Genomic DNA, 20117 nt, shown 5'->3' on the forward strand with positions numbered 1-20117 from the left:
CCATGTCCAACCTAACGTTCAACCTTGCCGGTCCCCCGCTACATCTGGACGACCCGCAGCGCGCGCTCGACCGCAGCGTGCGTCACGCGATGATCCTGGCGGCGCTGCTGGTGGTTGTCGTCGCGCTCATGGCCTCGGTGATCCGGGTAACCGGGGCGGTGATGGGCAACGGCAAGCTGTCGGTCGAATCCAGCGTCAAGCAGGTAGCGCATCCATCCGGCGGGGTGGTGGCCCAGCTGTATGTCCGCGAGGGCGACCGCGTCCGCAAGGGCCAGCCGATCATGCGCTTCGACAATCGCGTCAGCGGCGACAGCGCAGCGTCGCTTGGCCAGTCGCTGGAGCAATTGCTCGCCTCGCAGGCCCGGCTGATCGCGGAACGCGACGGTGACGCGTCCATCCGCTTTCCGCCGGCTCTCGCCACGGCGAATACGCCCACCGCGCTCGCAGCCAAGGATGAGGCTGGTCGCCAGTTCGCCGCGCGTCGCTCGCTTCGCCTGACGGAGCAGGAGGCGATCCGGGAGCGGATCGTCCAAGCGCAACAGGACGTCGCAGCGACAAGCGCCCAGTTGCAGGGCGCGGAGAACCAGCGCACCTTTCTCACCCCGGAGCTGGAGGCGCTGCGCGGCCTGTACGCACGTCAGCTCGTGACGGTTGCACGGGTCAACCAGCTGGAGCGCACCGCCGCCGAGCTGAACGGAACAATAGCCTCGCTGCGCGCGCGGATCGCCGAAAAGCGGGCGCGCATTGCCGAACTGCGGCAATCAGCCGTCGAAGCAGAGCGCAATGCCCGCGTCCAGGCCGGCCAGGAGCTTGCCGTCGTCATGTCCCAGCTTGGCGACCAGCGCGTCCGCTCCATCGCCGCCAGCGATGCGTCCGAGCGATCGCTGCTTCGCGCGCCTTATGACGGCGTGGTCAACAACCTGGCGTTCCAGACCGTGGGGGGCGTCGTGCCACCCGCCCAGACGATCATGGAGATCGTGCCCGATCGTGAGCCGTTGATTGTCGACGTGGCGGTCAGCCCGACGGACATCGACCAACTTCATATCGGCCAGCCCGCCGTTCTCCGTTTTGCCGCATTCAGCGCCCAGTCGACGCCAGAGCTGACGGGCGAATTGTTCTACATCGGCGCGGATCGAAAGAGTGACGAGCGCACCGGCGCCACCTTCTTTGAAGCCCGGCTGCGGGTGCCGGAGTCGGAGGTGCAGAAGCTCGGCAATCTGAAGCTGAAGGTCGGCATGCCGGTGGAGGCCTATATGCAGACTGGACGACGTTCGCTGATGTCCTACCTGCTCAAACCGCTGGTGGATCAATTCAACCGCGCGTTCCGGCAGTGATCCCCGCGCCTCAATAGAATTCGCGCAGCGTCAGCATTCGCTCGCGTCCATCGCACAGGCCCAAGGCGACGGTTCGTCCCGGCTTGCCCGCGGACCAGGTCGCGAGCGGCAGGGTGCCATAGTTGCGCGGGACAGGCTGCCCGTCGATGCGGCAAATCATGTCGCCCTCCTGCCATCCGGATTCCGCCGCCGGGCTGCCGCGCATGACGTGCAGCACACGCAGACGATCGCGGTCGATCCCGAACAGCAGCCCGCTGGTGGAGCGCAGTGGCGGCAAATCAGCCTTGCGGCCGGGCGACAGGATCATGCGGCCAGCGCCCGGGTCCAGCAGGACGCGATAGTTCTGCAGAAATCCCGTCCCGATCCGGCCGGCGGCATCGATCGACTCTGAAAACCCGCGCGGCGGCTCGATACGCACCTCGACGTTGCGCGCGACCAACTCGCCGATCCGCAGGCTCGGCACGATGCCGATCGTGCTGGTGACGGTGCCCGCCAGACCGAAGGAAATCGTCGTCGTCGTGCGCACATTGTCGATCGCAGCCGCCTGCCAGCCTGGCGAGGTTACCGTTATCGATGATCCATCCCCCGTATCGACGATCATCGGCCGCAGGTGCGTGGCGCCCAGCGTGGCCTGGCTGACATAGACCATCCGATCACGCGAGATGGAGAGCGGCGCGGCCCGGCCGCGGAACGGCAATCGTCCGCTTGGCAGCAGTCGGAAACGGCGCGCCTCGAAGTGGATGTCGAGCGCATAGCGCGCTGTGAGGTCACGTCCGACGAGAAGGTCGACCGGCTCGGTACTGCCGGTTGCCAGCGCCGGCAGCGTCGCCACGGCAAGGCCGCCACCCTGCCGCGTCAGCGCGCCAAAGCTCACGTCCCGGGTCGCCGCCCAGCCGATCGGCACCAAACCACCGATGGCGGTCGCACTGCCGCCCGCCATGACCTTGAGCGCGGCTGCGTCGGCAAAGCGGCGCGACAAAACCGAATAGCTGACGCCGGTGTCGAGGATTGCGGTTGCCGGACGGCCATCGATCGTGAGCGAGAAACGCAGCTGGTTCCCCGGCGTGAAATCGAACGGCACCCAGCGGCTTTCAGCATCGGGCGCCAGAACGAACACGCCCTGAGGCTGCGCCGCCGGGGACATTACCGGCGCGCCAGACTCGACCGAAGGGGAAAGCGGGAGGGATCCCGCGCCAAGGGCCGGGGAGGCCGCCGTTGCGGCGATCGACAGGATCAGGGACACAGGCTGGCGTAGCGACCCCAAACGCGGGTGCCTATCCGGAAATTGCGCGGCGGATCTGATGGAAGAGCGGCCGCCCCGCCGGTCTGGCGGGGCGAACCTCCTCAGCCCTTGTTCGCCTGGCGCTTGGCCATGAAGGCAAGCCGCTCGAACAGCATCACATCCTGTTCGTTCTTCAGCAGCGCGCCATGCAGTGGCGGGATCGCCTTGGTCGGGTCGCGGTTCTGCAGCACCTCGAGCGGCATGTCCTCATGCAGCAGCAGCTTCAGCCAGTCGAGGAGCTCGCTGGTCGACGGCTTCTTCTTCAGGCCCGGAACGTCGCGGACGTCGTAGAAGATGTCGAGTGCCTTCGACACCAGCATCCGCTGGATGCCGGGGAAGTGTACGTCGATGATCGCCTGCATCGTCTCGCGATCAGGGAATTTGATATAATGGAAGAAGCAGCGGCGCAGGAATGCGTCGGGCAGTTCCTTCTCATTGTTGGACGTGATCACCACGATCGGGCGCTCGACCGCGCGTACGGTTTCCTTCGTCTCGTAGACATGGAATTCCATGCGATCGAGTTCTTGCAGAAGATCGTTCGGGAATTCGATGTCCGCCTTGTCGATCTCGTCGATCAGCAACACCGGAAGCTGGGGCGCGGTGAACGCTTCCCACAGCTTGCCCTTGCGGATGTAGTTGGAGATGTCGTGAACCCGCTCGTCGCCGAGCTGGCCATCACGCAGGCGCGCCACCGCGTCATATTCATACAGGCCCTGCTGCGCCTTGGTGGTGGATTTCACGTTCCACTCGATCAGGGGTGCGCCGGTCGCCTTCGCGATTTCATAGGCAAGGACAGTTTTTCCGGTGCCCGGCTCGCCCTTCACGAGCAGCGGCCGGCGAAGCGCCACGGCCGCGTTGACCGCAACCTTCAAATCATCGGTTGCGACGTAGCTCTGCGTGCCCTCGAAGCGCTTCATGCCCTCATCCCGTCTTGTTCGACTATCGGGTATGGCGATGCGGGAATTTTCGGGCGGGTGCAAGACGCTTGCCGTGCTGCGCGGTCAAAGCGCGTTGCGTGCCTCCATCCGCGCGGCCAGCAACTGCCACAGGCCGCGATGCTGGAGCGCCAGCTGCTGCGCGCCGAAGGACAGCGCGCGAGCAGGCGCCGGCTTCTGAGCGATCGTCGCGGCGGCCGCGATGATGTCCTCCTGCGGCGGAATAGCCGCGGCCAGCAACACCATTTCCGCGCAACAGGCCGCGACGCCCAGCACGTTCCTGATCGCGTGCCAGTCGAGCAGCAAGGCAAGAGCAGCTCCCACCGCGCAGCCCGCCCGTTCAGACGAAGCGAGGGTAGTCAGGGCATGGTGCTGGCCAGTGAGGGCCGCCTCCGCCTGCGCCGCGCGCGGCGTGGACGGGCGTGGGCCGATCGCGGCCGTCAGCGCGGCTAGCAGGTGCCGCTCCTCATCGAAGCCGATCGCAGCAACGCGCAACCAGTCGCGGAGCGGCGCCGCGCCATTCGCATGTATTGCGCGCTCGACGAGGCTGGGCGCGCTGCCATGTAGCGCGCAGAGCGCATGGACTGCATCAGCCAGGTCGCGCACGGCGCCATCGCCATCGACCAGCGCGGCGACATGGGCGCAACCCGCTGTACCGTCTGCCGCCACGATGGCGTCAAGCGCGTGACGGGTCGATGCAAAGCCCGCGTTGGGAGTCACCAAAACATACCTTCCGACGAGTTGCGCCGGAGGATCGCAAAACAAGGTAAAGACGCGGTTAAGCGCCATCGATCAACGTTGGCTGCATTTCCGTGCCGATGATCGTAGCGCAGTGGGCCATCGGGGCTGCAAACAGAACGGACGGGAAGATCGCTCTTCCCGCCCGCTGGATCCTCACTGGTCGAGGAAGCTGCGCATCTTGCGGCTTCGGCTCGGGTGCTTCAGCTTGCGAAGCGCCTTGGCCTCGATCTGGCGGATGCGCTCGCGCGTCACGCTGAACTGCTGGCCGACTTCCTCCAGCGTGTGGTCGGTGTTCATGCCGATGCCAAAGCGCATGCGAAGCACGCGCTCCTCACGCGGCGTGAGGCTGGCAAGGACGCGGGTGACCGTTTCCTTCAGGTTCGCCTGAATCGCGGCGTCCACCGGGATCACCGCGTTCTTGTCCTCGATGAAATCGCCCAGGTGGCTGTCTTCCTCGTCGCCGATCGGCGTTTCGAGGGAGATCGGCTCCTTGGCGATCTTCATAACCTTGCGCACCTTCTCCAGCGGCATGGAAAGGCGCTCGGCCATTTCCTCCGGGGTCGGCTCGCGGCCCTGCTCGTGCAGGAACTGACGGCTGGTGCGAACCAGCTTGTTGATCGTCTCGATCATGTGGACCGGGATACGGATCGTGCGCGCCTGGTCCGCGATCGAGCGGGTGATCGCCTGCCGGATCCACCATGTGGCATAGGTGGAGAACTTGTAGCCCCGGCGATACTCGAACTTGTCCACCGCCTTCATCAGGCCGATGTTGCCCTCCTGGATGAGATCCAGGAACTGCAGGCCGCGGTTGGTGTACTTCTTCGCGATGGAGATCACGAGGCGCAGGTTCGCCTCGACCATCTCTTTCTTGGCGATACGCGCCTCGCGCTCGCCCTTCTGCACCATGTTCACGATGCGGCGGAACTCGCCGAGCGCCATGCCGGTCTGCTGCGAGATCTCGGCGATCTCGCTGCGGATACGCTCGACGGCGGCCGCTTCGTTGGTGGCGAAGGCGGTCCACTTCTTGTCGAGGCCGTTCACCGTCGCCAGGAACGTATCGTCCAGCTCATGGCCCATGTAGCGATCGAGGAAGTCCTTGCGGCTTACCTTGTGCCGCTCGGCCAGTCGCAGCATCTGCCCGCCCAGCGCGGTCAAACGCCGGTTGTAGCTGTACAGCTGGTCGACCAGATACTCGATCTTTGCGTTGTGGAACTGGACGCTCTCGACCTCGGCCGTCAGCTCCTCGCGCAGCTTCTGATACTTGCGCTCGTCCGCCGCGGTCAGCTCGGTCCCGCCGCCCATGGCGTCGAGCCGGCCCTGCTGCATCTTCGAGAATTTCTTGTAGATCGACGTGATGTTGGCGAACTTCTCAAGCGCCATCGGCTTGAGCGTTTCCTCCATCTGCGCGAGGCTGAGGGTGTTGTCCTCCTCTTCCTCGTCCGACGCGCGCGGCGTGCGACGCTCGGTCATGTCATCGTCGTCGTCCGACGATGCTTCCTCCGGCTCGTCCTCTTCCTTGAACGAGGTGCCAGCGGTCTTCTCGCTGATCTCGCCATTGTCGTCCTCGGCGCCCTCGACCTGCTCGGCCGACGGACCCTTGGACAGCATCGCGTCGAGATCGATGATCTCGCGCAGCTGCATCGTGCCTTCGTTCAGCTGGGTGGACCAGTCGATGATCGCGTTGAAGGTGATCGGCGACTCGCACAGGCCCATGATCATCGTGTCACGGCCAGCTTCGATACGCTTGGCGATCGCGATCTCGCCCTCGCGGCTGAGCAGCTCAACGGCGCCCATCTCGCGCAGGTACATGCGCACCGGATCATCGGTGCGGTCGACCGTTTCCTTCTTCTTCTCGACGGCGGGCGCGGTGCCCTGGTCGACGTCGACGGATTCGACCTCGTCCTCCGGCTGCTCCTGCTCGTCGCCGTCCTCGCCGGCTTCCTCGTTCTCGACGATGTTGACGCCCATTTCGTTGAGCGCGGACATCACGTCCTCGAGCTGGTCGCTGGACATCTGGTCCTGCGGCAGGGCGGCGTTCAGCTCATCATAGGTGATGTACCCGCGCTTCTTGGCGCGAGCGATCAGCTTTTTGACGTCCGCGTCGTTCAGGTCGATCAGCGGGGCATCAGCCAGTTCAACACCGTCTTCTGCACCGCTACCGTTAACCTTCGCCATCAATCGTCCTCGGAATCAAAAGCGCGGGCGTCTTCGTTCGACTGAACGAGATTTGCAAGCCGAAGCTCCAGCGCCTGTTTTTCTTTCACCAACGCCACCTGTCGCTGGAACGCCTCGTCGGTGAAGCGCGCCTGCATGGCGGACGTTGCATCAGCCAGTGCCGCATCCACTTCAGGCTGCGTCACCAGGATCGCGATCGCTTCGTCCAGGTCTTCCCGGGCGCGCGACGCATCCCCCGTCGGCTGCGTAAAGGAATAAGGCATTGTATCTGCTCTCAGCAGGTCACGGGCGACTGCTTCGAAACCGCTGTTCCGCAATATGGTGACGAGGCGGGCGCTATCAAGCTCCCGATCCTCAAGCGCAACATCGACCACTGCCTCGAACAGTCGGCCAAGCGCGCCATCGGCCATGCGGAGCGATCCCAGCACTTCCATATGGCGGGCGATTTCGGCCGGGTGGCGGATCAGCCCGGCGAGCACGGCCTTGGCCAGCACCCGGTCGATCCCGGCCGCGCGAAACGCCTTGGCGTCGTCCGTGACGGGCAGGGGCGGGGGCGTCCATTTCTGTCCCGGCCGTCTGGGCACGAATGGCTGCCGGGGTTCAAAGCTGCGACCGCGCTCGAACGGGCGGCGGGTCTGCCCGAACTGCTCGTCGTAGCGGCGGCGAAACTCTGCCTGATACTCCGACCGTACGACCGGATCGCCGATGGTCTTGGCCAGTTCGGCCATGCGGGCGCGAAAGCCGGCGCGCTGCTCGGGCGTGGTGAGCGGCTCGGCCGCGACCTCATGCGTCCACAACCGGTCGACCAGCGGCGTTGCCTCGCGCACCAGCGCCTCGAAGGCGCCGGCGCCCTTGGCGCGGATCAGGTCGTCGGGATCCTGCCCCTCCGGCAAGGTGACGAATTGGAGGCTGCGACCTGGGGCGAGCAGCGGCATCGCGCGGTGCCCGGCACGGATCGCGGCCTTCTGCCCGGCATTGTCCCCGTCGAGGCAAAGCGTCGGCACATCGACAATCCGCCATAGCCGCTCGAGCTGGTGTTCGGTCAGCGCGGTGCCGAGCGGCGCGACCACTTCCCCGATCCCGGCCTGCGCAAGGGCAATCGCATCCATATAGCCCTCCACCACCAGCACGCGGTCCGCCTTGCGCGCGGCGGGCAGGGCGCGATCGAGGTTGTAGAGCGTGCGCCCCTTGTCGAAGAGCGGCGTGTCGGGGGAGTTTAGATATTTCGGCTCGCCATCGCCGATGATCCGCCCGCCAAACGCGATCACGCGCCCGCGCGCATCGCGAATCGGGATCATCAGCCGACCGCGGAACCGGTCATAGGGCTCCTTGCCCTCCACGCTGATCAGCAATCCCGCCTCGATCAGCATGGCATCGCCAAATTGCTTCAGCGCCCCGCGCAGCTTGCCGCGGGCGTCTGGCGCGAATCCGAACCCGAAAGTGCGCCGGGTCGCATCCGAAATCCCGCGCTTGTCGAGCAGGGCGCGCGCCGCGGTGCCCTCGATCCCGTCAAGCTGCTGGCGAAACCACTCCGCCGCAGCGGTCATCACATCGTGGAGCGAGTTCGCCTTCTCGGCCCGCGCCGCGGCGCGCTTGTCAGGGGCGGGCATGTCCATGCCCGCCGCCTGCGCCAGCTCCTTAACCGCATCGATAAAGGGCAGGCCCCGCTGGTCGGTCATCCAGCGAATCGCATCGCCATGCGCCGAGCAGCCGAAGCAGTGATAGAAGCCCTTGTCGTCGTTGACGTAGAAGCTGGGCGTCTTCTCGTTATGAAACGGGCAGCAGCCCTTGTGCTCACGCCCAGCCTTGGTGAGCTTGGTTGTCTTGCCGATCAGCGCAGACAGCGACGTGCGCGCGCGCAGCTCGTCAAGAAAGGCGGGGGTCAGCGACATGGTGTTGCTCGTGAAGACATGCGCTTCCCAAAACCCTCCCGCAAGCGGGAGGGGCGTTCAGAGTTAAGCCAGAGCCGCCTTCACGAGGCCGCTTGCCTTGGACATGTCGAGCACGGTGCCGTGCCGCGCCTTCAGTTCGGCCATCACCCGGCCCATGTCCTTCATCCCGGCGGCGCCGATATCGGCCTTGATCGCCTCGATCGCGGCGGTCGTCTCCGCTTCGTCCATCTGCTTGGGCAGGAAGCGATCGATCACCGCCACTTCGGCCTCTTCGGCCTTGGCCAGTTCCTCTCGCCCGCCGTTGCGGAACATCTGGATCGACTCGGTGCGCTGCTTCTTCATCTTCTGCAGCACTTCGACCACCAGCGCGTCGTCGTCCGGCGCGTTGGACTGGGTGCGCGCTTCGATGTCGCGATTCTTGATCGCGGCCTGGATCAGGCCGATCGCGGCGCGGGTTTCCTTGTCGCCGGCCTTCATGGCAGCGATCTGGGCTTGCTTGATATCGTCTCGAATCATGGTTCCTGAGGCCATATCAGATTGACGTGGCGGAGGGGCGAGTTTAGCGCGCCGCACTTAACGTACATCGCCGCTTACCAGGAGTGCCCGCCACCATGGCAGACGCAATACCCACGCACGCGCCTCAGCCCGATGGGGCCACAGGTGTCCTCGTTCTGGCAACGGGCGATGTGCTGTGGGGCCGTGGATTCGGTGCCGAGGGACAGGCCGTTGGCGAGGTGTGCTTCCACACCGCGATGACCGGCTATCAGGAAATCATGACGGACCCGAGCTTCGCCGGGCAGATCATCACCTTCACCTTCCCGCATATCGGCAATGTCGGCGCGAATCCCGACGACGTCGAGGCGGATGAGCCGCATGCGCTGGGCATGATCGTGCGCGAGGATCCGACCGCGCCGTCCAACTTCCGCGCCGCCGAAAATCTCGAAGGCTGGATGAAGCGCCACGCGCGCATCGGCCTCGCCGGCATCGACACGCGCGCGCTGACCCGCCGCATTCGGGCCGGAGGTGCGCCGAATGGTGTCGTCGCCCATGCCGCAGATGGCCGATTTGATCTCGATCTGCTGCTGAGGATGGCGCGCGAATGGCCGGGGCTCGAGGGCATGGACCTCGCCAGGGAAGTGACCCGCGAAACGCACGGCACCTGGGGTGCGGATCGCGCCGGCGGTATCTGGCGCGTCGGCTTCGGTTATGACGGCGCCGAGGGTGAGGATCGCCCACACGTCGTGGCGATCGATTACGGCAGCAAGCACAACATCTTCCGCAATCTCGTTCAGGCGGGCGCGAAGGTATCGGTGGTGCCGGCCGAGACTGATTTCGACACGATCATGGCGCTCAACCCCGACGGCATCTTCCTGTCCAACGGCCCCGGCGATCCCGCCGCGACCGGCGAATACGCCGTTCCGGTGATCCAGAAGCTGCTCGACACCAACAAGCCCCTGTTCGGCATCTGCCTTGGCCACCAGCTGCTCGGCCTCGCGGTTGGGGCACGCACGACCAAGATGTTCCAGGGTCACCGCGGCGCGAACCATCCGGTGAAGCGCCTCGCCGACGGCGCGGTCGAGATCACCAGCATGAACCACGGCTTCTCGGTGGAGCGTGAAAGCCTTCCGGCGAACGCTCGCGAGACGCATGTGTCGCTGTTCGATGGCAGCAATGCCGGACTGGAGCTGACCGACAAGCCCGCGTTCAGCGTGCAATATCACCCCGAGGCGAGCCCGGGGCCGCAAGACAGCTTCTACCTGTTCGAACGGTTCGTGGGTTCGCTGCGTTGATCACGCGGGGCCAGCTTGCTGCCCCGGTGCTGACCCTCGCTTTGGCCGCCTGTTCGCAGGCTGCGCCGGCGAACCAGCACCAGTTGCAGGCGCGGCTTTCCTCCATCCCCAATACATGCGGGGTGGCGACAGCGCGGCTGAAGGCGACATCGGCCTCGAACGTGACGATGGAATTGCCGGGCGACATGCCAGCTGCGGAGGCCGAACAGGCCGCCGCCTGCATCGCCGCCGAAGTGAAGAAGATTTCGGGAGCCAGCCTCACGCCGATCGGCGCGGGGGCGGGGGCCGCCGAGTAAGGACCAAGAGAGACATAATGCCCAAGCGCACCGACATCTCCTCCATCCTCGTCATCGGCGCCGGGCCGATCGTAATCGGTCAGGCGTGCGAGTTCGATTATTCGGGCACGCAGGCGATCAAGGCGCTCAAGGAAGAGGGCTATCGCATCGTCCTGGTCAATTCGAACCCGGCCACGATTATGACCGATCCCGAACTGGCCGACGCCACTTATGTCGAGCCGATCACGCCGGAGATCGTGGCCAAGATCATCGAGAAGGAGCGGCCCGATGCAGTGCTCCCCACGATGGGCGGGCAGACCGCGCTCAACACCGCGCTGGCGCTGTTCCATGACGGCACGCTGGAGAAGTACGGCGTCACCATGATCGGCGCCGATGCAGAGGCGATCGACAAGGCCGAGGACCGGCAGAAGTTCCGCAACGCGATGGACAAGATCGGGCTGGAAAGCGCCCGCTCGGCCGTCGCGCATACCGAGGCGGAGGCGCTGGAGGCGCTGGAGAAAACCGGGCTCCCCGCCATTATCCGGCCGAGCTTCACGCTGGGCGGCACCGGCGGCGGCGTCGCGTACAACCGTGAGGAGTTCCTCGAGATCGTCCGCAAGGGCCTCGACGCATCGCCGACCACCGAGGTGCTGATTGAGGAGTCGCTGCTCGGCTGGAAGGAATATGAGATGGAGGTGGTCCGCGACCGTGCGGACAATTGCATCATCATCTGCTCGATCGAGAATATCGATCCGATGGGCGTCCACACGGGCGACTCGATCACTGTCGCGCCTGCGCTGACGCTGACCGACAAGGAATATCAGATCATGCGCAACGCCAGCATTGCGGTGCTGCGCGAAATCGGCGTGGAAACAGGCGGTTCGAACGTACAGTTCGCGGTCAATCCAAAGGATGGCCGCCTGATCGTGATCGAGATGAACCCGCGCGTGTCGCGCTCGTCTGCGCTGGCGTCGAAGGCCACCGGTTTTCCGATCGCCAAGGTCGCGGCGAAGCTGGCGGTGGGCTATACGCTCGACGAGATCGAGAACGACATCACCGGCGCGACGCCCGCGAGCTTCGAGCCGACGATCGACTATGTCGTCACCAAGATCCCACGCTTCGCCTTCGAGAAGTTCAAGGGCGCCGAGGCGGTTCTGTCGACTGCGATGAAGAGCGTCGGCGAAGTCATGGCGATCGGACGCAACATTCACGAATCGATGCAGAAGGCGCTGCGTGGTCTGGAGACCGGCCTCAGCGGCTTCGACCGGGTTGAGCGGCTGGTCGGCGCACCGCGTGCCGAGATCGAGGCGGCGCTTGCCGTCGCTTCGCCCGATCGCCTGCTGGTCGCCGCACAGGCGCTGCGCGAAGGCTTCACCGTCGCCGAGGTGCACGCGATCGCCAAATACGATCCCTGGTTCCTGGAGCGGATCGAGGAGATCGTCCGCGCCGAGGAAGAAGTGTGTCGCAACGGCCTGCCGATCGGCGCGGCGGGCATGCGCCGGCTGAAGGCGATGGGCTTCAGCGACAAGCGTCTCGCGTGGCTTGCGCTGCAGTCGGCCAATCTGCGGGGGATGCGTCGCGGCATCGCGCAAGGGTCCGGCCTGATCCACGAGGCAGTCAAGGCGATGACCGGCGGCGTCACCGAGCAGGAGGTGCGCGAGCATCGCCACAAGCTTGGCGTGCGCCCGGTGTTCAAGCGCATCGACACCTGCGCAGCAGAGTTCGATGCGAAGACGCCGTACATGTACTCGACCTATGAGGCGCCCACCTTCGGTGAGGCCGAGAATGAGGCAATGCCGTCGGATCGTCGCAAGATCGTGATCCTGGGCGGCGGGCCGAACCGGATCGGGCAGGGGATTGAGTTCGATTACTGCTGCTGCCACGCGTGTTTCGCGCTGGCGGATGCCGGGTTGGAGACGATCATGGTCAATTGCAACCCGGAGACGGTGTCGACCGATTATGACACGTCGGATCGCCTGTATTTCGAGCCGCTGACGGCCGAGGACGTGCTTGAGATCCTGCACGTCGAGCAATCCAAGGGCGAGCTCGTCGGGGTCATCGTTCAGTTCGGTGGGCAGACGCCGCTGAACCTGGCGCGTGCGATCGAGGCGGCGGGGATCCCTATCCTAGGTACCTCGCCCTCGGCCATCGATCTGGCGGAGGATCGCGAGCAGTTCGCCGCGCTGGTCGACAAGCTGCGCCTGCTTCAGCCCAACAACGGCATCGCGCGCAGCCGTGAAGAGGCGCTGAACGTCGCCGAGCGGGTCGGCTATCCGGTGCTGATGCGCCCGAGCTTCGTGCTCGGTGGCCGCGCAATGGAGATCGTCGACGGACCGCAGCAGCTTGAGGACTATATTCAGACCGCGGTCCAGGTGTCCGGCGACGCCCCGGTGCTGATCGACCAGTATCTGCGCGACGCGATCGAGGTGGACGTGGACGCGATCTGCGACGGCGACGATGTCGTGGTCGCCGGCGTGCTGCAGCATATCGAGGAAGCCGGCGTCCATTCGGGCGATAGCGCCTGCTCGATCCCGCCTTATTCGCTGCCCGCCGAGATCATCGCCGAGATCGAGCGTCAGGCTGAGGCGCTGGCGCATGGCCTTGGCGTACGCGGCCTGATGAACATCCAATTCGCGGTGAAGGACGGCAAGGTCTATCTGATCGAGGTGAACCCGCGCGCCAGCCGCACGGTGCCGTTCGTCGCCAAGGCGATTGGTGCTCCGATCGCCAAGATCGCCGCGCGCGTGATGGCGGGCGAGAAGCTGAAGGACCTGCCCACGATCGACCGCAACATCGATTACGTGGCGGTGAAGGAAGCCGTGTTCCCGTTCAACCGCTTCCCCGGAATCGATCCGGTCCTGTCACCGGAGATGAAGTCTACGGGCGAAGTGATGGGAATCGATCGCGATTTCACCACCGCCTTCGCCAAGTCGCAGCTCGCCGCGGGCAATGTGTTGCCGAGCGGCGGCAAGGTGTTCGTCAGCGTGAAGGACAATGACAAGGCGGCGATCACGACCGCGATCCGCGGACTGGTGGACGCTGGCTTCACCATCGTCGCGACCGGCGGCACCGCGGATCACCTGCAACGCGCCGGCCTGCCGGTCGAGGTGGTGAACAAGGTGGCGCAGGGCCGGCCGCACATCGTGGACCGGATCAAGGATGGCGACATCGCGCTGATCTTCAACACGACGGAAGGCTGGCAGAGCCTGAAGGATTCGCAGCCGATCCGTGCCTCGGCGGTGAATCAGAAGATCCCGTACTTCACCACCGCCCAGGCAAGCATTCAGGCGGCGAAGGCGATCACGACCGTGTCGCAGAACCTTGAAGTACGCCCGTTGCAGGCCTATTATTCGCAGTCGCACAACTAATCCCCGACAATTTGTTTGAGGTGCGAAGCGGCTAAGGGAGGCCGCTCGGGGACGGGTTTATTGAAGGGTGACGCGCACATGGCGACCGTCGAGAAGATGCCGATGCTGCAGGAAGGCTACGACAAGCTGACTGCGGAGCTCAAACGGCTGAAAATCGAACGGCCGCAGATTGTTGATGCGATCGAAGAAGCGCGTGCCCATGGCGACCTGTCCGAAAACGCCGAATATCATGCCGCCAAGGAGCGTCAGGGCCAGATCGAGGCGACTATCGCCGACATCGAGGACAAGCTCTCGCGCGCGCAGATCATCGATCCGCGCGACCTGTCGGGCGACAAGGTGGTGTTCGGCGCGACCGTCACGTTGCTCGACGAAGACGACAAGCCGATCAGGTATCAGATTGTTGGTCAGACCGAAGCGGATGCGAAGTCGGGCCGGATCAGCTACAATTCGCCGATGGGCCGCGCGCTGATCGGACGCAGCGTGGATGACGAGGTAGAGGTGTCGGTGCCGGCCGGCGACCGCTATTACGTGGTGTCCAAGATCGAATTCATTTGATTGTGAGGGATAGAGCCTGAGGCTGCAGCGACGCGTTGCAGCCCCAGTGCGTCCGCTCCGAGCCTTCATCCCTAAGAACCACGCGACGAGCCAAATAAAAGGCTGCGGACGCGCCTAGGCATCCGCAGCCTTGAGGGAAATCGGGGCGAGGGGCGTTGGTGGCTCAGCCGGCCGGCTTTAGCAACTCCGGCTCGAGCAGACGGTGCAGGTGCACCACCACATATTTCATCTCTGCATCATCAACGGTCCGCTGTGCAGCAGCGCGCCAAGCCTTTTCGGCCGATGCGTAGTCTGGAAAGACGCCGACGATGTCGATAGACTTGAGGTCGGCGAAGTCGAGCGTGCGCGGGTCGGTAACCCGGCCGCCGAAAACGAGGTGAAGCTTGCTCATGGCGGCTCCCTTATCCCCTAGGCGACCGGGTTTGAACCCTCTCAGTGCGCCGGTTTGATCTGTTCGCGTCCAGCCTCGGCCGCCGCCGTGCCAGCGTGCGATGCCGCCTTCACGACGCCCTGGAACAGGGACTTGGCCTGCCCCCGGGCAGCATCCTTGGTCAGACCCAGCTCTTCCAGTTCGCCGCGGCCAGCCTCCTTGGCGGCTGCAAGGGCTGCAACGGCCGCGGCACTCACCGTCTTGCCCACCGGCGCCAGGATCTTCTTCTCGCGCTCGCTGCGCGGCAACAGCGCGCCGACAACGGCGCCCAATGCCAAGCCGCCGGCGAGGGCGCCGAGCGGGTTGCCCTCGATGAAGTCCGTCGCCTTGTGCGCGGCGTCGCGGGCGCCTTCCTTCGACGTCTCGACCGTCTCGCCAGCGCGCTCCAGCGCGCTCTCGTAGGCGTGAGCCGCACGCTCGCGCAGCGATTCGTTGTGATCGGCGCTGCTGCCCTGCTTGTTGGTCTGCGTGTTCGCGTCGGTCATATGTTGTTCCTCTCGGCCGCTTCCGGCCAGTCACCAGGGATCGAACGCGCTAGTTGCGCGGGGGTTTCGCGATCGTGCTTGCGCTTGCGTCGCCGGCCAAAAAGGCCGGCGATACGGTCCCGTGCGAGCCACCCGATCGCAAGCGTGGCCGCCCACACCAGCACTTCCGGGTTTGCTCGCGCCGTGGCGACGCCGTTGCGCAGCGCGCGCCCACCGGTCTCCTGAAGATTTTCCACCGCGTCGCGCGCAACGACCTTCGGATGCAGGCGCGCCTGCAGTGTGCTGGCGGTCTGGCTCAATCGCTGACGCGCGGCAGCGGCGCGCTGCTCGGCGAGCGTAACGGACAATGCCTGGGGATCGGAGCTCAAGAGACGACCTTCTTCGACAATTGCGCCTTGCCCATCAGACCGAGGATCGTGGCGATCGCCAGCACGACCGCAACAACCGCCGTCGTGGCCCAGCCCGGGCCGATGACGGTCGCCAGCGTGAAGATGATCCCCACCAGCATGGCGATGAGCGCTGCGAGCGCCAATACACCGGCCACAGCGAAGTAGATCGCCGCCCATTTGTAGCGATCCGCGGCGAAGGCGGCGCGCGCCTTCGCCAGCGCGATCTCGGCCTGCGCGGCTTCACGTGTATCGGCAGCCAGTTGCGACACCAGCTGCCCGATGCCGGCTTCCTCGTCCGTCCGCTCCCCCGTCATCAAGGTCACGCCTGGTCGCGCTGGTCGAGCCCCGAGGACAGAAGGCGAGCGGCAACGAAGCCAACCGCGGCCGCGACACCGATGGCAGCCGCCGGGCTCTTGCGAACCACCTCGCGTGCGTCGTCGAGCAGTTCGTCGACGCTGCGATCGTTCAGCTTCGACGACAGGCCCTGCACCTGCTCGGCAGCGGAGCGGGCATATTGGCCATATTGTGCGCCGAGCTTCTCATCGACCTGCTGCGCGGCATCGTTGAGCATCGTCACCAACTGGTCCAGCGCATCCGTCGCCTTAACCTTGCCCTGGTCGGCCAGCGTCCGCGCCCGGTCGCCTGCTTCGCTCTTCAGCTTCACGACATTGTCGTTGATCAGCTGGCGCGGGCTGGTGTTGCCACCGGTTGAGTCGCCGTCGGCGGTGGCCCCGCTGCTGCCGGGCGCGCTGTCGCTGGCGCTATTCAGCGGATCGCGCGGCTGCAAATCGTCGGTCGCACCGGCCGGATTGGCGAGCGCGGGCGCGACATCTTGATCGGTCATCGGCTTTAAGGTGTCGTCGGCCATGGAGAATCCTTCCTTGATCGGTACTGACAACCCCGCCACGGCGAGGGTGTTCCATCACGATTTGCCGCCGGGAGCACGTCACGTTATCGGACGCCGAAAACCCGTCCTCGCCATCGTAGAAGGATCGTTACGTGACCGCAATCATCGACCTGCAGGGCCGCCAGATCATCGACAGCCGTGGCAACCCCACGGTTGAGGTCGACGTATTCCTCGAAGACGGCAGCTTCGGCCGCGCGGCCGTGCCGTCGGGCGCGTCGACCGGCGCGCACGAGGCAGTGGAACGCCGCGATGGCGACAAGTCGCGCTGGCTGGGTAAGGGCGTGGAGGGCGCGGTCGAAGCGGTCAACGGCGAGATTGCGGACACCATCCGCGGGCTGGAGGCCGAGGATCAGCTGGAGATCGATACTGTTCTGATCGAGCTGGATGGCACGCCGAACAAGGGGCGGTTGGGCGCGAACGCGATTCTCGGCGTCAGCCTGGCCGTGGCCAAGGCAGCGGCCGACGCGCGCGGCCTGCCGCTCTACCGCTACGTCGGCGGCGCTGGCGCGCATGTCTTGCCGGTGCCGATGATGAATATCATCAATGGCGGCGAACATGCTGACAATCCGATCGATTTCCAGGAATTCATGATCATGCCCGTGGGCGCGGAGAACATCCTTGACGCGGTGCGCTGCGGCTCGGAGATATTCCATACGCTGAAGAAGGGCCTGCACGAGAAGGGGCTTGCCACCTCCGTCGGAGACGAGGGCGGCTTCGCGCCCAATCTGGCGAGCACCACCGATGCGCTCGATTTCATCATGCAGTCGATCGAGAAGGCGGGATACACGCCGGGCGACGACGTGATGCTCGCGCTCGACTGCGCGGCGACCGAGTTCTTCCGCGACGGCAAATATGAAATTTCGGGCGAGGGCCTGTCGCTCGAGCCCGGCGCAATGGCTGATTATCTCGCCGATCTCGTTTCGCGTTACCCGATCCTGTCGATCGAGGACGGCATGGCCGAGGACGATTTCGAGGGCTGGAAGGCGCTGACCGACAAGATCGGCGACAAGGTCCAGCTCGTCGGCGACGATTTGTTCGTCACGAATCCGGCGCGTCTGCGCGATGGCATCAAGCGCGGCCTCGCCAATTCGCTGCTGGTGAAGGTCAATCAGATCGGCACGCTGTCGGAAACGCTGGAGGCGATGCGCATTGCGGAGCGGGCCGGCTACACCGCGGTCATGAGCCACCGTTCGGGCGAGACCGAAGACGCGACGATCGCCGATCTGGCGGTCGCTACGAACTGCGGGCAGATCAAGACCGGCAGTCTCGCGCGGTCCGATCGGCTCGCCAAGTACAACCAGCTGATCAGGATCGAGGAGGAGCTCGGCACGGTTGCCGCTTATGCCGGCCGGGACGTGTTGCGCACCCGCTGAAACAGCTTGAATAAAGGAGGGCTTTCGGCGAAAATCTTCGTGTGAAACGCCGCAAGCCCTCCACCTTTCGTGCCGTACTGAAGCGCGCCACCTGGCCTGCGCTGGCGGTGATGGTGATGGCGTTCTTCGGTGGCTATGCCGTTCTTGGTGCGAATGGCATCTTCGCCTTCGGGGAATACAAGCGGCAGGTTGCGAAGCGTGAACATTATTATGCGGCGCTCGATCACAAGCGAGAGGTGTTGCGTAATCGAGTCGCGCTTCTTGATCCGCGTCACGCGAACCCGGACATGGTGGACGAACTGGTGCGGCGTGAACTGAACGTCGCTCACCCCGACGAAGTGATCGTCCCACTGAACTAGTCAGCTGGGCCTTTTCGAGCGCTTCCCGGTCGCCCGTCCCTCTTTTCACTTCCGCTCATTCGCCCCATGCTGCGCTTATTTGGGGGAGGGGCATCATGGCCGCGTTGAACATCCTGTGGCCGACCTTTGCTATGGTCGGGCTGATCTTCGTCGTCTGGTTCACGCTGTTCTTTCATCGCATCCGCCACATGAAGCACACACCGCCGCGACCGCAGGATTTTGCGGATGGCGAGGCGGCGCTGCGCTATTTCCGACCGGTCGAGATGCCCGCGAACAATCTCGCCAATCTGTTCGAGATGCCGGTGCTCTATTTCGCACTGGTGTCGCTGCTGATCGTGACGGCGCAGGTCAATAACATTCAGGTGACGCTTGCCTGGCTGTTCGTTATCGCACGGGCCGTTCATAGCTACATCCACATCGGGCCGAAGAAGGTGCCGGCGCGGTTCTTCGCCTATCTGGTATCGGTGGTGATCCTGCTGGCGATGTGGGTCGGTTTCTTCGTCGACATCGTGACGGTGGCCGGCGACTATCGTCGCGCCGTGCAGGCAATGGGGGGTGTTCTTTGAAGTCGAGGCTCGTGTTTGCGGCTGCCGCGTTGACGGTGGCTGTCCCTGCGGCGGCGGAGACGGTGGTCATCACCGCCGCCCAGATGCTTGATGTCGAGAAGGGCGTGCTGGTCCCGCGTCCGGTCATTACCGTGACGGATGGGCGCATCACCGCGCTCGGCGGTGCGGCACCTGCGGGCGCGAAGCGGATCGATCTGGGTGATGTGACGCTAGTGCCGGGCCTGATCGACATGCACGTTCACCTCGACAGCACCCCCATATATGGCGGGTACAACGGGCTTCAGTTCACCGACAGCTTCTGGGGGGTGCAAGGGGTCGGCAACGCTGGCGCCATGCTGCGCGCCGGGTTCACCACTGTGCGCAACGTGGGGTCGGAAAACTACAACGACGTGGCCTACAAGCAGGCGATTGACGAAGGACTGATGGTCGGGCCGCGAATCGTGCCGGCTGCCTATGCCCTGGGAGCGACCGGCGGCCATTGCGACAGCACCTTCTTCCCGCCCAGCTTCAACCAGCGTGGCAAGGCGGTCGGGGACACGCCGGACGAATTGCGCACCCGTGTTCGCGAGCAGCGCAAATATGGTGCCGAGGTGATCAAGGTGTGTGCAACCGGCGGCGTTTTCAGCCGCAACACCGAACCGGGGCAACAGCAGCTTTCCGAGGGCGAACTGCGCGCGATCGCTGACGAGGCGCATCAATGGGGGTTGAAGACGGCCGCACATGCGCATGGTGCGGCCGGGATCAAGGCGGCGATCCGCGCCGGGATCGACACGATCGAACATGCCAGCCTGATCGACGATGAGGGGATCCGTCTCGCGAAGGAGAAGGGCACCTATCTGTCGATGGACATCTATAACACCGAATATACCCAGGCGGAGGGAAAGAAGAACGGCGTGCTTGAAGACAATCTGCGCAAGGATCGCGAGATCGCGCAGATCCAGCGCGACAATTTCCGCAAGGCCAATGCCGCCGGCGTGAAGATGGTGTTCGGAACCGACGCCGGGGTGATGCCGCACAAGGATGCAGGCAAGCAGTTCGGCATCATGGTGCGCTTCGGCATGACCCCGTTGCAGGCGATCCGCGCCGCGACCCTGACCGCGGCCGACGCTCTCGGGCGCAACCGTGACGTTGGCGCGATCGCTGTCGGCCGCTTCGGTGACATCGTCGCGGTGGCGGGCAATCCGCTGGAGGATGTCACGGTGCTGGAACGCCCGGTCGCCGTCATCAAGGGAGGTGCACGGGTCGACTGACCGCGGTGAGG

General features: G+C 64.9%; 20 protein-coding genes. 9 read left to right on the top strand and 11 right to left on the bottom strand.

Translation table 11 applies throughout. From position 1 onward, the window contains the following. Nucleotides 1-2: 2 nt before the first annotated feature. Nucleotides 3-1334 (top strand): HlyD family type I secretion periplasmic adaptor subunit, encoded by a 1332-nt coding sequence (locus CA236_RS10100; protein ID WP_125945511.1) that lies wholly within the window; start codon nt 3-5, stop codon nt 1332-1334. Nucleotides 1335-1344: 10 nt separating this feature from the next. Here the strand turns inward: CA236_RS10100 and CA236_RS10105 are convergent, their stop codons facing one another. From CA236_RS10105 to CA236_RS10130, 6 genes are all read right to left on the bottom strand, one after another. Then, complete coding sequence (locus tag CA236_RS10105) at nt 1345-2478, bottom strand: aspartyl protease family protein (RefSeq protein ID WP_125945512.1); 1134 nt, start codon at nt 2476-2478, stop codon at nt 1345-1347. A gap of 200 nt (nt 2479-2678) precedes the next feature. Beyond that, nucleotides 2679-3533: a MoxR family ATPase gene (locus CA236_RS10110; RefSeq protein ID WP_046408507.1), complete on the bottom strand. Its 855-nt coding sequence runs from the start codon at nt 3531-3533 to the stop codon at nt 2679-2681. An 84-nt stretch (nt 3534-3617) separates the two neighbouring features. After that, nucleotides 3618-4271 carry a hypothetical protein gene (locus tag CA236_RS10115; RefSeq protein ID WP_125945513.1) on the bottom strand — a complete coding sequence of 218 codons (654 nt, stop codon included), beginning with the start codon at nt 4269-4271 and terminating at the stop codon, nt 3618-3620. 174 nt (nt 4272-4445) lie between these two features. Continuing rightward, complete coding sequence (gene rpoD / locus CA236_RS10120; RefSeq protein WP_046408511.1) at nt 4446-6467, bottom strand: RNA polymerase sigma factor RpoD; 2022 nt, start codon at nt 6465-6467, stop codon at nt 4446-4448. Further along, entirely contained in the window at nt 6467-8359 is a 1893-nt protein-coding gene (gene dnaG, locus CA236_RS10125) for a DNA primase (RefSeq protein WP_125945514.1), read from the bottom strand. Before dnaG ends, rpoD begins: the two co-directional genes overlap by 1 nt. A 63-nt stretch (nt 8360-8422) precedes the next feature. Next, nucleotides 8423-8875: a GatB/YqeY domain-containing protein gene (locus CA236_RS10130; protein WP_046408513.1), complete on the bottom strand. Its 453-nt coding sequence runs from the start codon at nt 8873-8875 to the stop codon at nt 8423-8425. Between the two features lie 95 nt (nt 8876-8970). On the opposite strand from CA236_RS10130, the gene carA reads away from it, so the two are divergent. From carA to greA, 4 genes are all read left to right on the top strand, one after another. Next, entirely contained in the window at nt 8971-10149 is a 1179-nt protein-coding gene (carA, locus tag CA236_RS10135; protein ID WP_125945515.1) for a glutamine-hydrolyzing carbamoyl-phosphate synthase small subunit, read from the top strand. After that, the gene (locus CA236_RS10140) at nt 10146-10445 is read left to right on the top strand and encodes a hypothetical protein (RefSeq protein ID WP_046408517.1); all 300 of its coding nucleotides are present in this window, start codon (nt 10146-10148) and stop codon (nt 10443-10445) included. The genes carA and CA236_RS10140 overlap by 4 nt, the downstream gene beginning before the upstream one ends. A gap of 17 nt (nt 10446-10462) precedes the next feature. Further along, on the top strand, nt 10463-13792 hold the full coding sequence (gene carB, locus CA236_RS10145; RefSeq protein ID WP_125945517.1) for a carbamoyl-phosphate synthase large subunit: 3330 nt from the start codon (nt 10463-10465) through the stop codon (nt 13790-13792). 78 nt (nt 13793-13870) lie between these two features. Next, nucleotides 13871-14347: a transcription elongation factor GreA gene (greA, locus tag CA236_RS10150; RefSeq protein ID WP_046408521.1), complete on the top strand. Its 477-nt coding sequence runs from the start codon at nt 13871-13873 to the stop codon at nt 14345-14347. A 163-nt stretch (nt 14348-14510) separates the two neighbouring features. Here the strand turns inward: greA and CA236_RS10155 are convergent, their stop codons facing one another. From CA236_RS10155 to CA236_RS10175, 5 genes are read right to left on the bottom strand one after another with little or no spacing between them, the layout of a single operon-like run. Then, nucleotides 14511-14738: a DUF4170 domain-containing protein gene (locus tag CA236_RS10155; RefSeq protein WP_046408523.1), complete on the bottom strand. Its 228-nt coding sequence runs from the start codon at nt 14736-14738 to the stop codon at nt 14511-14513. A gap of 41 nt (nt 14739-14779) precedes the next feature. Continuing rightward, nucleotides 14780-15262 (bottom strand): hypothetical protein, encoded by a 483-nt coding sequence (locus CA236_RS10160; protein WP_125945518.1) that lies wholly within the window; start codon nt 15260-15262, stop codon nt 14780-14782. After that, nucleotides 15259-15630, bottom strand: coding sequence for a DUF3618 domain-containing protein (locus CA236_RS10165; protein ID WP_164518907.1), 372 nt, complete (start codon nt 15628-15630; stop codon nt 15259-15261). The genes CA236_RS10160 and CA236_RS10165 overlap by 4 nt, the downstream gene beginning before the upstream one ends. Then, on the bottom strand, nt 15627-15965 hold the full coding sequence (locus CA236_RS10170; RefSeq protein WP_125945582.1) for a phage holin family protein: 339 nt from the start codon (nt 15963-15965) through the stop codon (nt 15627-15629). Before CA236_RS10170 ends, CA236_RS10165 begins: the two co-directional genes overlap by 4 nt. Nucleotides 15966-15970: 5 nt before the next feature. Beyond that, a complete protein-coding gene (locus CA236_RS10175) occupies nt 15971-16519 on the bottom strand; it encodes a hypothetical protein (protein ID WP_125945520.1) in 549 nt (182 codons plus the stop codon). A gap of 131 nt (nt 16520-16650) precedes the next feature. Here CA236_RS10175 and eno point away from each other — a divergent pair, with 131 nt between their 5' ends. The 4 genes from eno (at nt 16651) to CA236_RS10195 (ending at nt 20106) form a co-directional block, all read left to right on the top strand. Next, entirely contained in the window at nt 16651-17931 is a 1281-nt protein-coding gene (gene eno / locus CA236_RS10180; RefSeq protein WP_125945521.1) for a phosphopyruvate hydratase, read from the top strand. Nucleotides 17932-18041: 110 nt separating this feature from the next. Then, entirely contained in the window at nt 18042-18290 is a 249-nt protein-coding gene (locus CA236_RS10185) for a septum formation initiator family protein (RefSeq protein WP_231621890.1), read from the top strand. Between the two features lie 95 nt (nt 18291-18385). Further along, the gene (locus CA236_RS10190; protein ID WP_125945522.1) at nt 18386-18856 is read left to right on the top strand and encodes an MAPEG family protein; all 471 of its coding nucleotides are present in this window, start codon (nt 18386-18388) and stop codon (nt 18854-18856) included. Further along, nucleotides 18853-20106, top strand: coding sequence for an amidohydrolase family protein (locus tag CA236_RS10195; protein ID WP_241212601.1), 1254 nt, complete (start codon nt 18853-18855; stop codon nt 20104-20106). The genes CA236_RS10190 and CA236_RS10195 overlap by 4 nt, the downstream gene beginning before the upstream one ends. Nucleotides 20107-20117 lie beyond the last annotated feature (11 nt).

Source organism: Sphingomonas sp. ABOLG, from assembly GCF_003950435.1.
GTDB classification, from domain to species: domain Bacteria; phylum Pseudomonadota; class Alphaproteobacteria; order Sphingomonadales; family Sphingomonadaceae; genus Sphingomonas; species Sphingomonas panaciterrae.

Excerpts from the sequence above, each read along its gene's own strand:
- dnaG (WP_125945514.1), bottom strand. The coding sequence starts at position 8,359 with ATGTCGCTGACCCCCGCCTTTCTTGACGAGCTGCGCGCGCGCACGTCG.
- CA236_RS10170 (WP_125945582.1), bottom strand. The coding sequence starts at position 15,965 with ATGACGGGGGAGCGGACGGACGAGGAAGCCGGCATCGGGCAGCTGGTG.
- greA (WP_046408521.1), top strand. The coding sequence starts at position 13,871 with ATGGCGACCGTCGAGAAGATGCCGATGCTGCAGGAAGGCTACGACAAG.
- carB (WP_125945517.1), top strand. The coding sequence starts at position 10,463 with ATGCCCAAGCGCACCGACATCTCCTCCATCCTCGTCATCGGCGCCGGG.
- rpoD (WP_046408511.1), bottom strand. The coding sequence starts at position 6,467 with ATGGCGAAGGTTAACGGTAGCGGTGCAGAAGACGGTGTTGAACTGGCT.
- CA236_RS10175 (WP_125945520.1), bottom strand. The coding sequence starts at position 16,519 with ATGGCCGACGACACCTTAAAGCCGATGACCGATCAAGATGTCGCGCCC.
- CA236_RS10155 (WP_046408523.1), bottom strand. The coding sequence starts at position 14,738 with ATGAGCAAGCTTCACCTCGTTTTCGGCGGCCGGGTTACCGACCCGCGC.
- CA236_RS10105 (WP_125945512.1), bottom strand. The coding sequence starts at position 2,478 with ATGTCCCCGGCGGCGCAGCCTCAGGGCGTGTTCGTTCTGGCGCCCGAT.
- CA236_RS10110 (WP_046408507.1), bottom strand. The coding sequence starts at position 3,533 with ATGAAGCGCTTCGAGGGCACGCAGAGCTACGTCGCAACCGATGATTTG.
- CA236_RS10185 (WP_231621890.1), top strand. The coding sequence starts at position 18,042 with ATGGTGATGGCGTTCTTCGGTGGCTATGCCGTTCTTGGTGCGAATGGC.
- CA236_RS10100 (WP_125945511.1), top strand. The coding sequence starts at position 3 with ATGTCCAACCTAACGTTCAACCTTGCCGGTCCCCCGCTACATCTGGAC.
- CA236_RS10190 (WP_125945522.1), top strand. The coding sequence starts at position 18,386 with ATGGCCGCGTTGAACATCCTGTGGCCGACCTTTGCTATGGTCGGGCTG.
- CA236_RS10160 (WP_125945518.1), bottom strand. The coding sequence starts at position 15,262 with ATGACCGACGCGAACACGCAGACCAACAAGCAGGGCAGCAGCGCCGAT.
- carA (WP_125945515.1), top strand. The coding sequence starts at position 8,971 with ATGGCAGACGCAATACCCACGCACGCGCCTCAGCCCGATGGGGCCACA.
- CA236_RS10130 (WP_046408513.1), bottom strand. The coding sequence starts at position 8,875 with ATGATTCGAGACGATATCAAGCAAGCCCAGATCGCTGCCATGAAGGCC.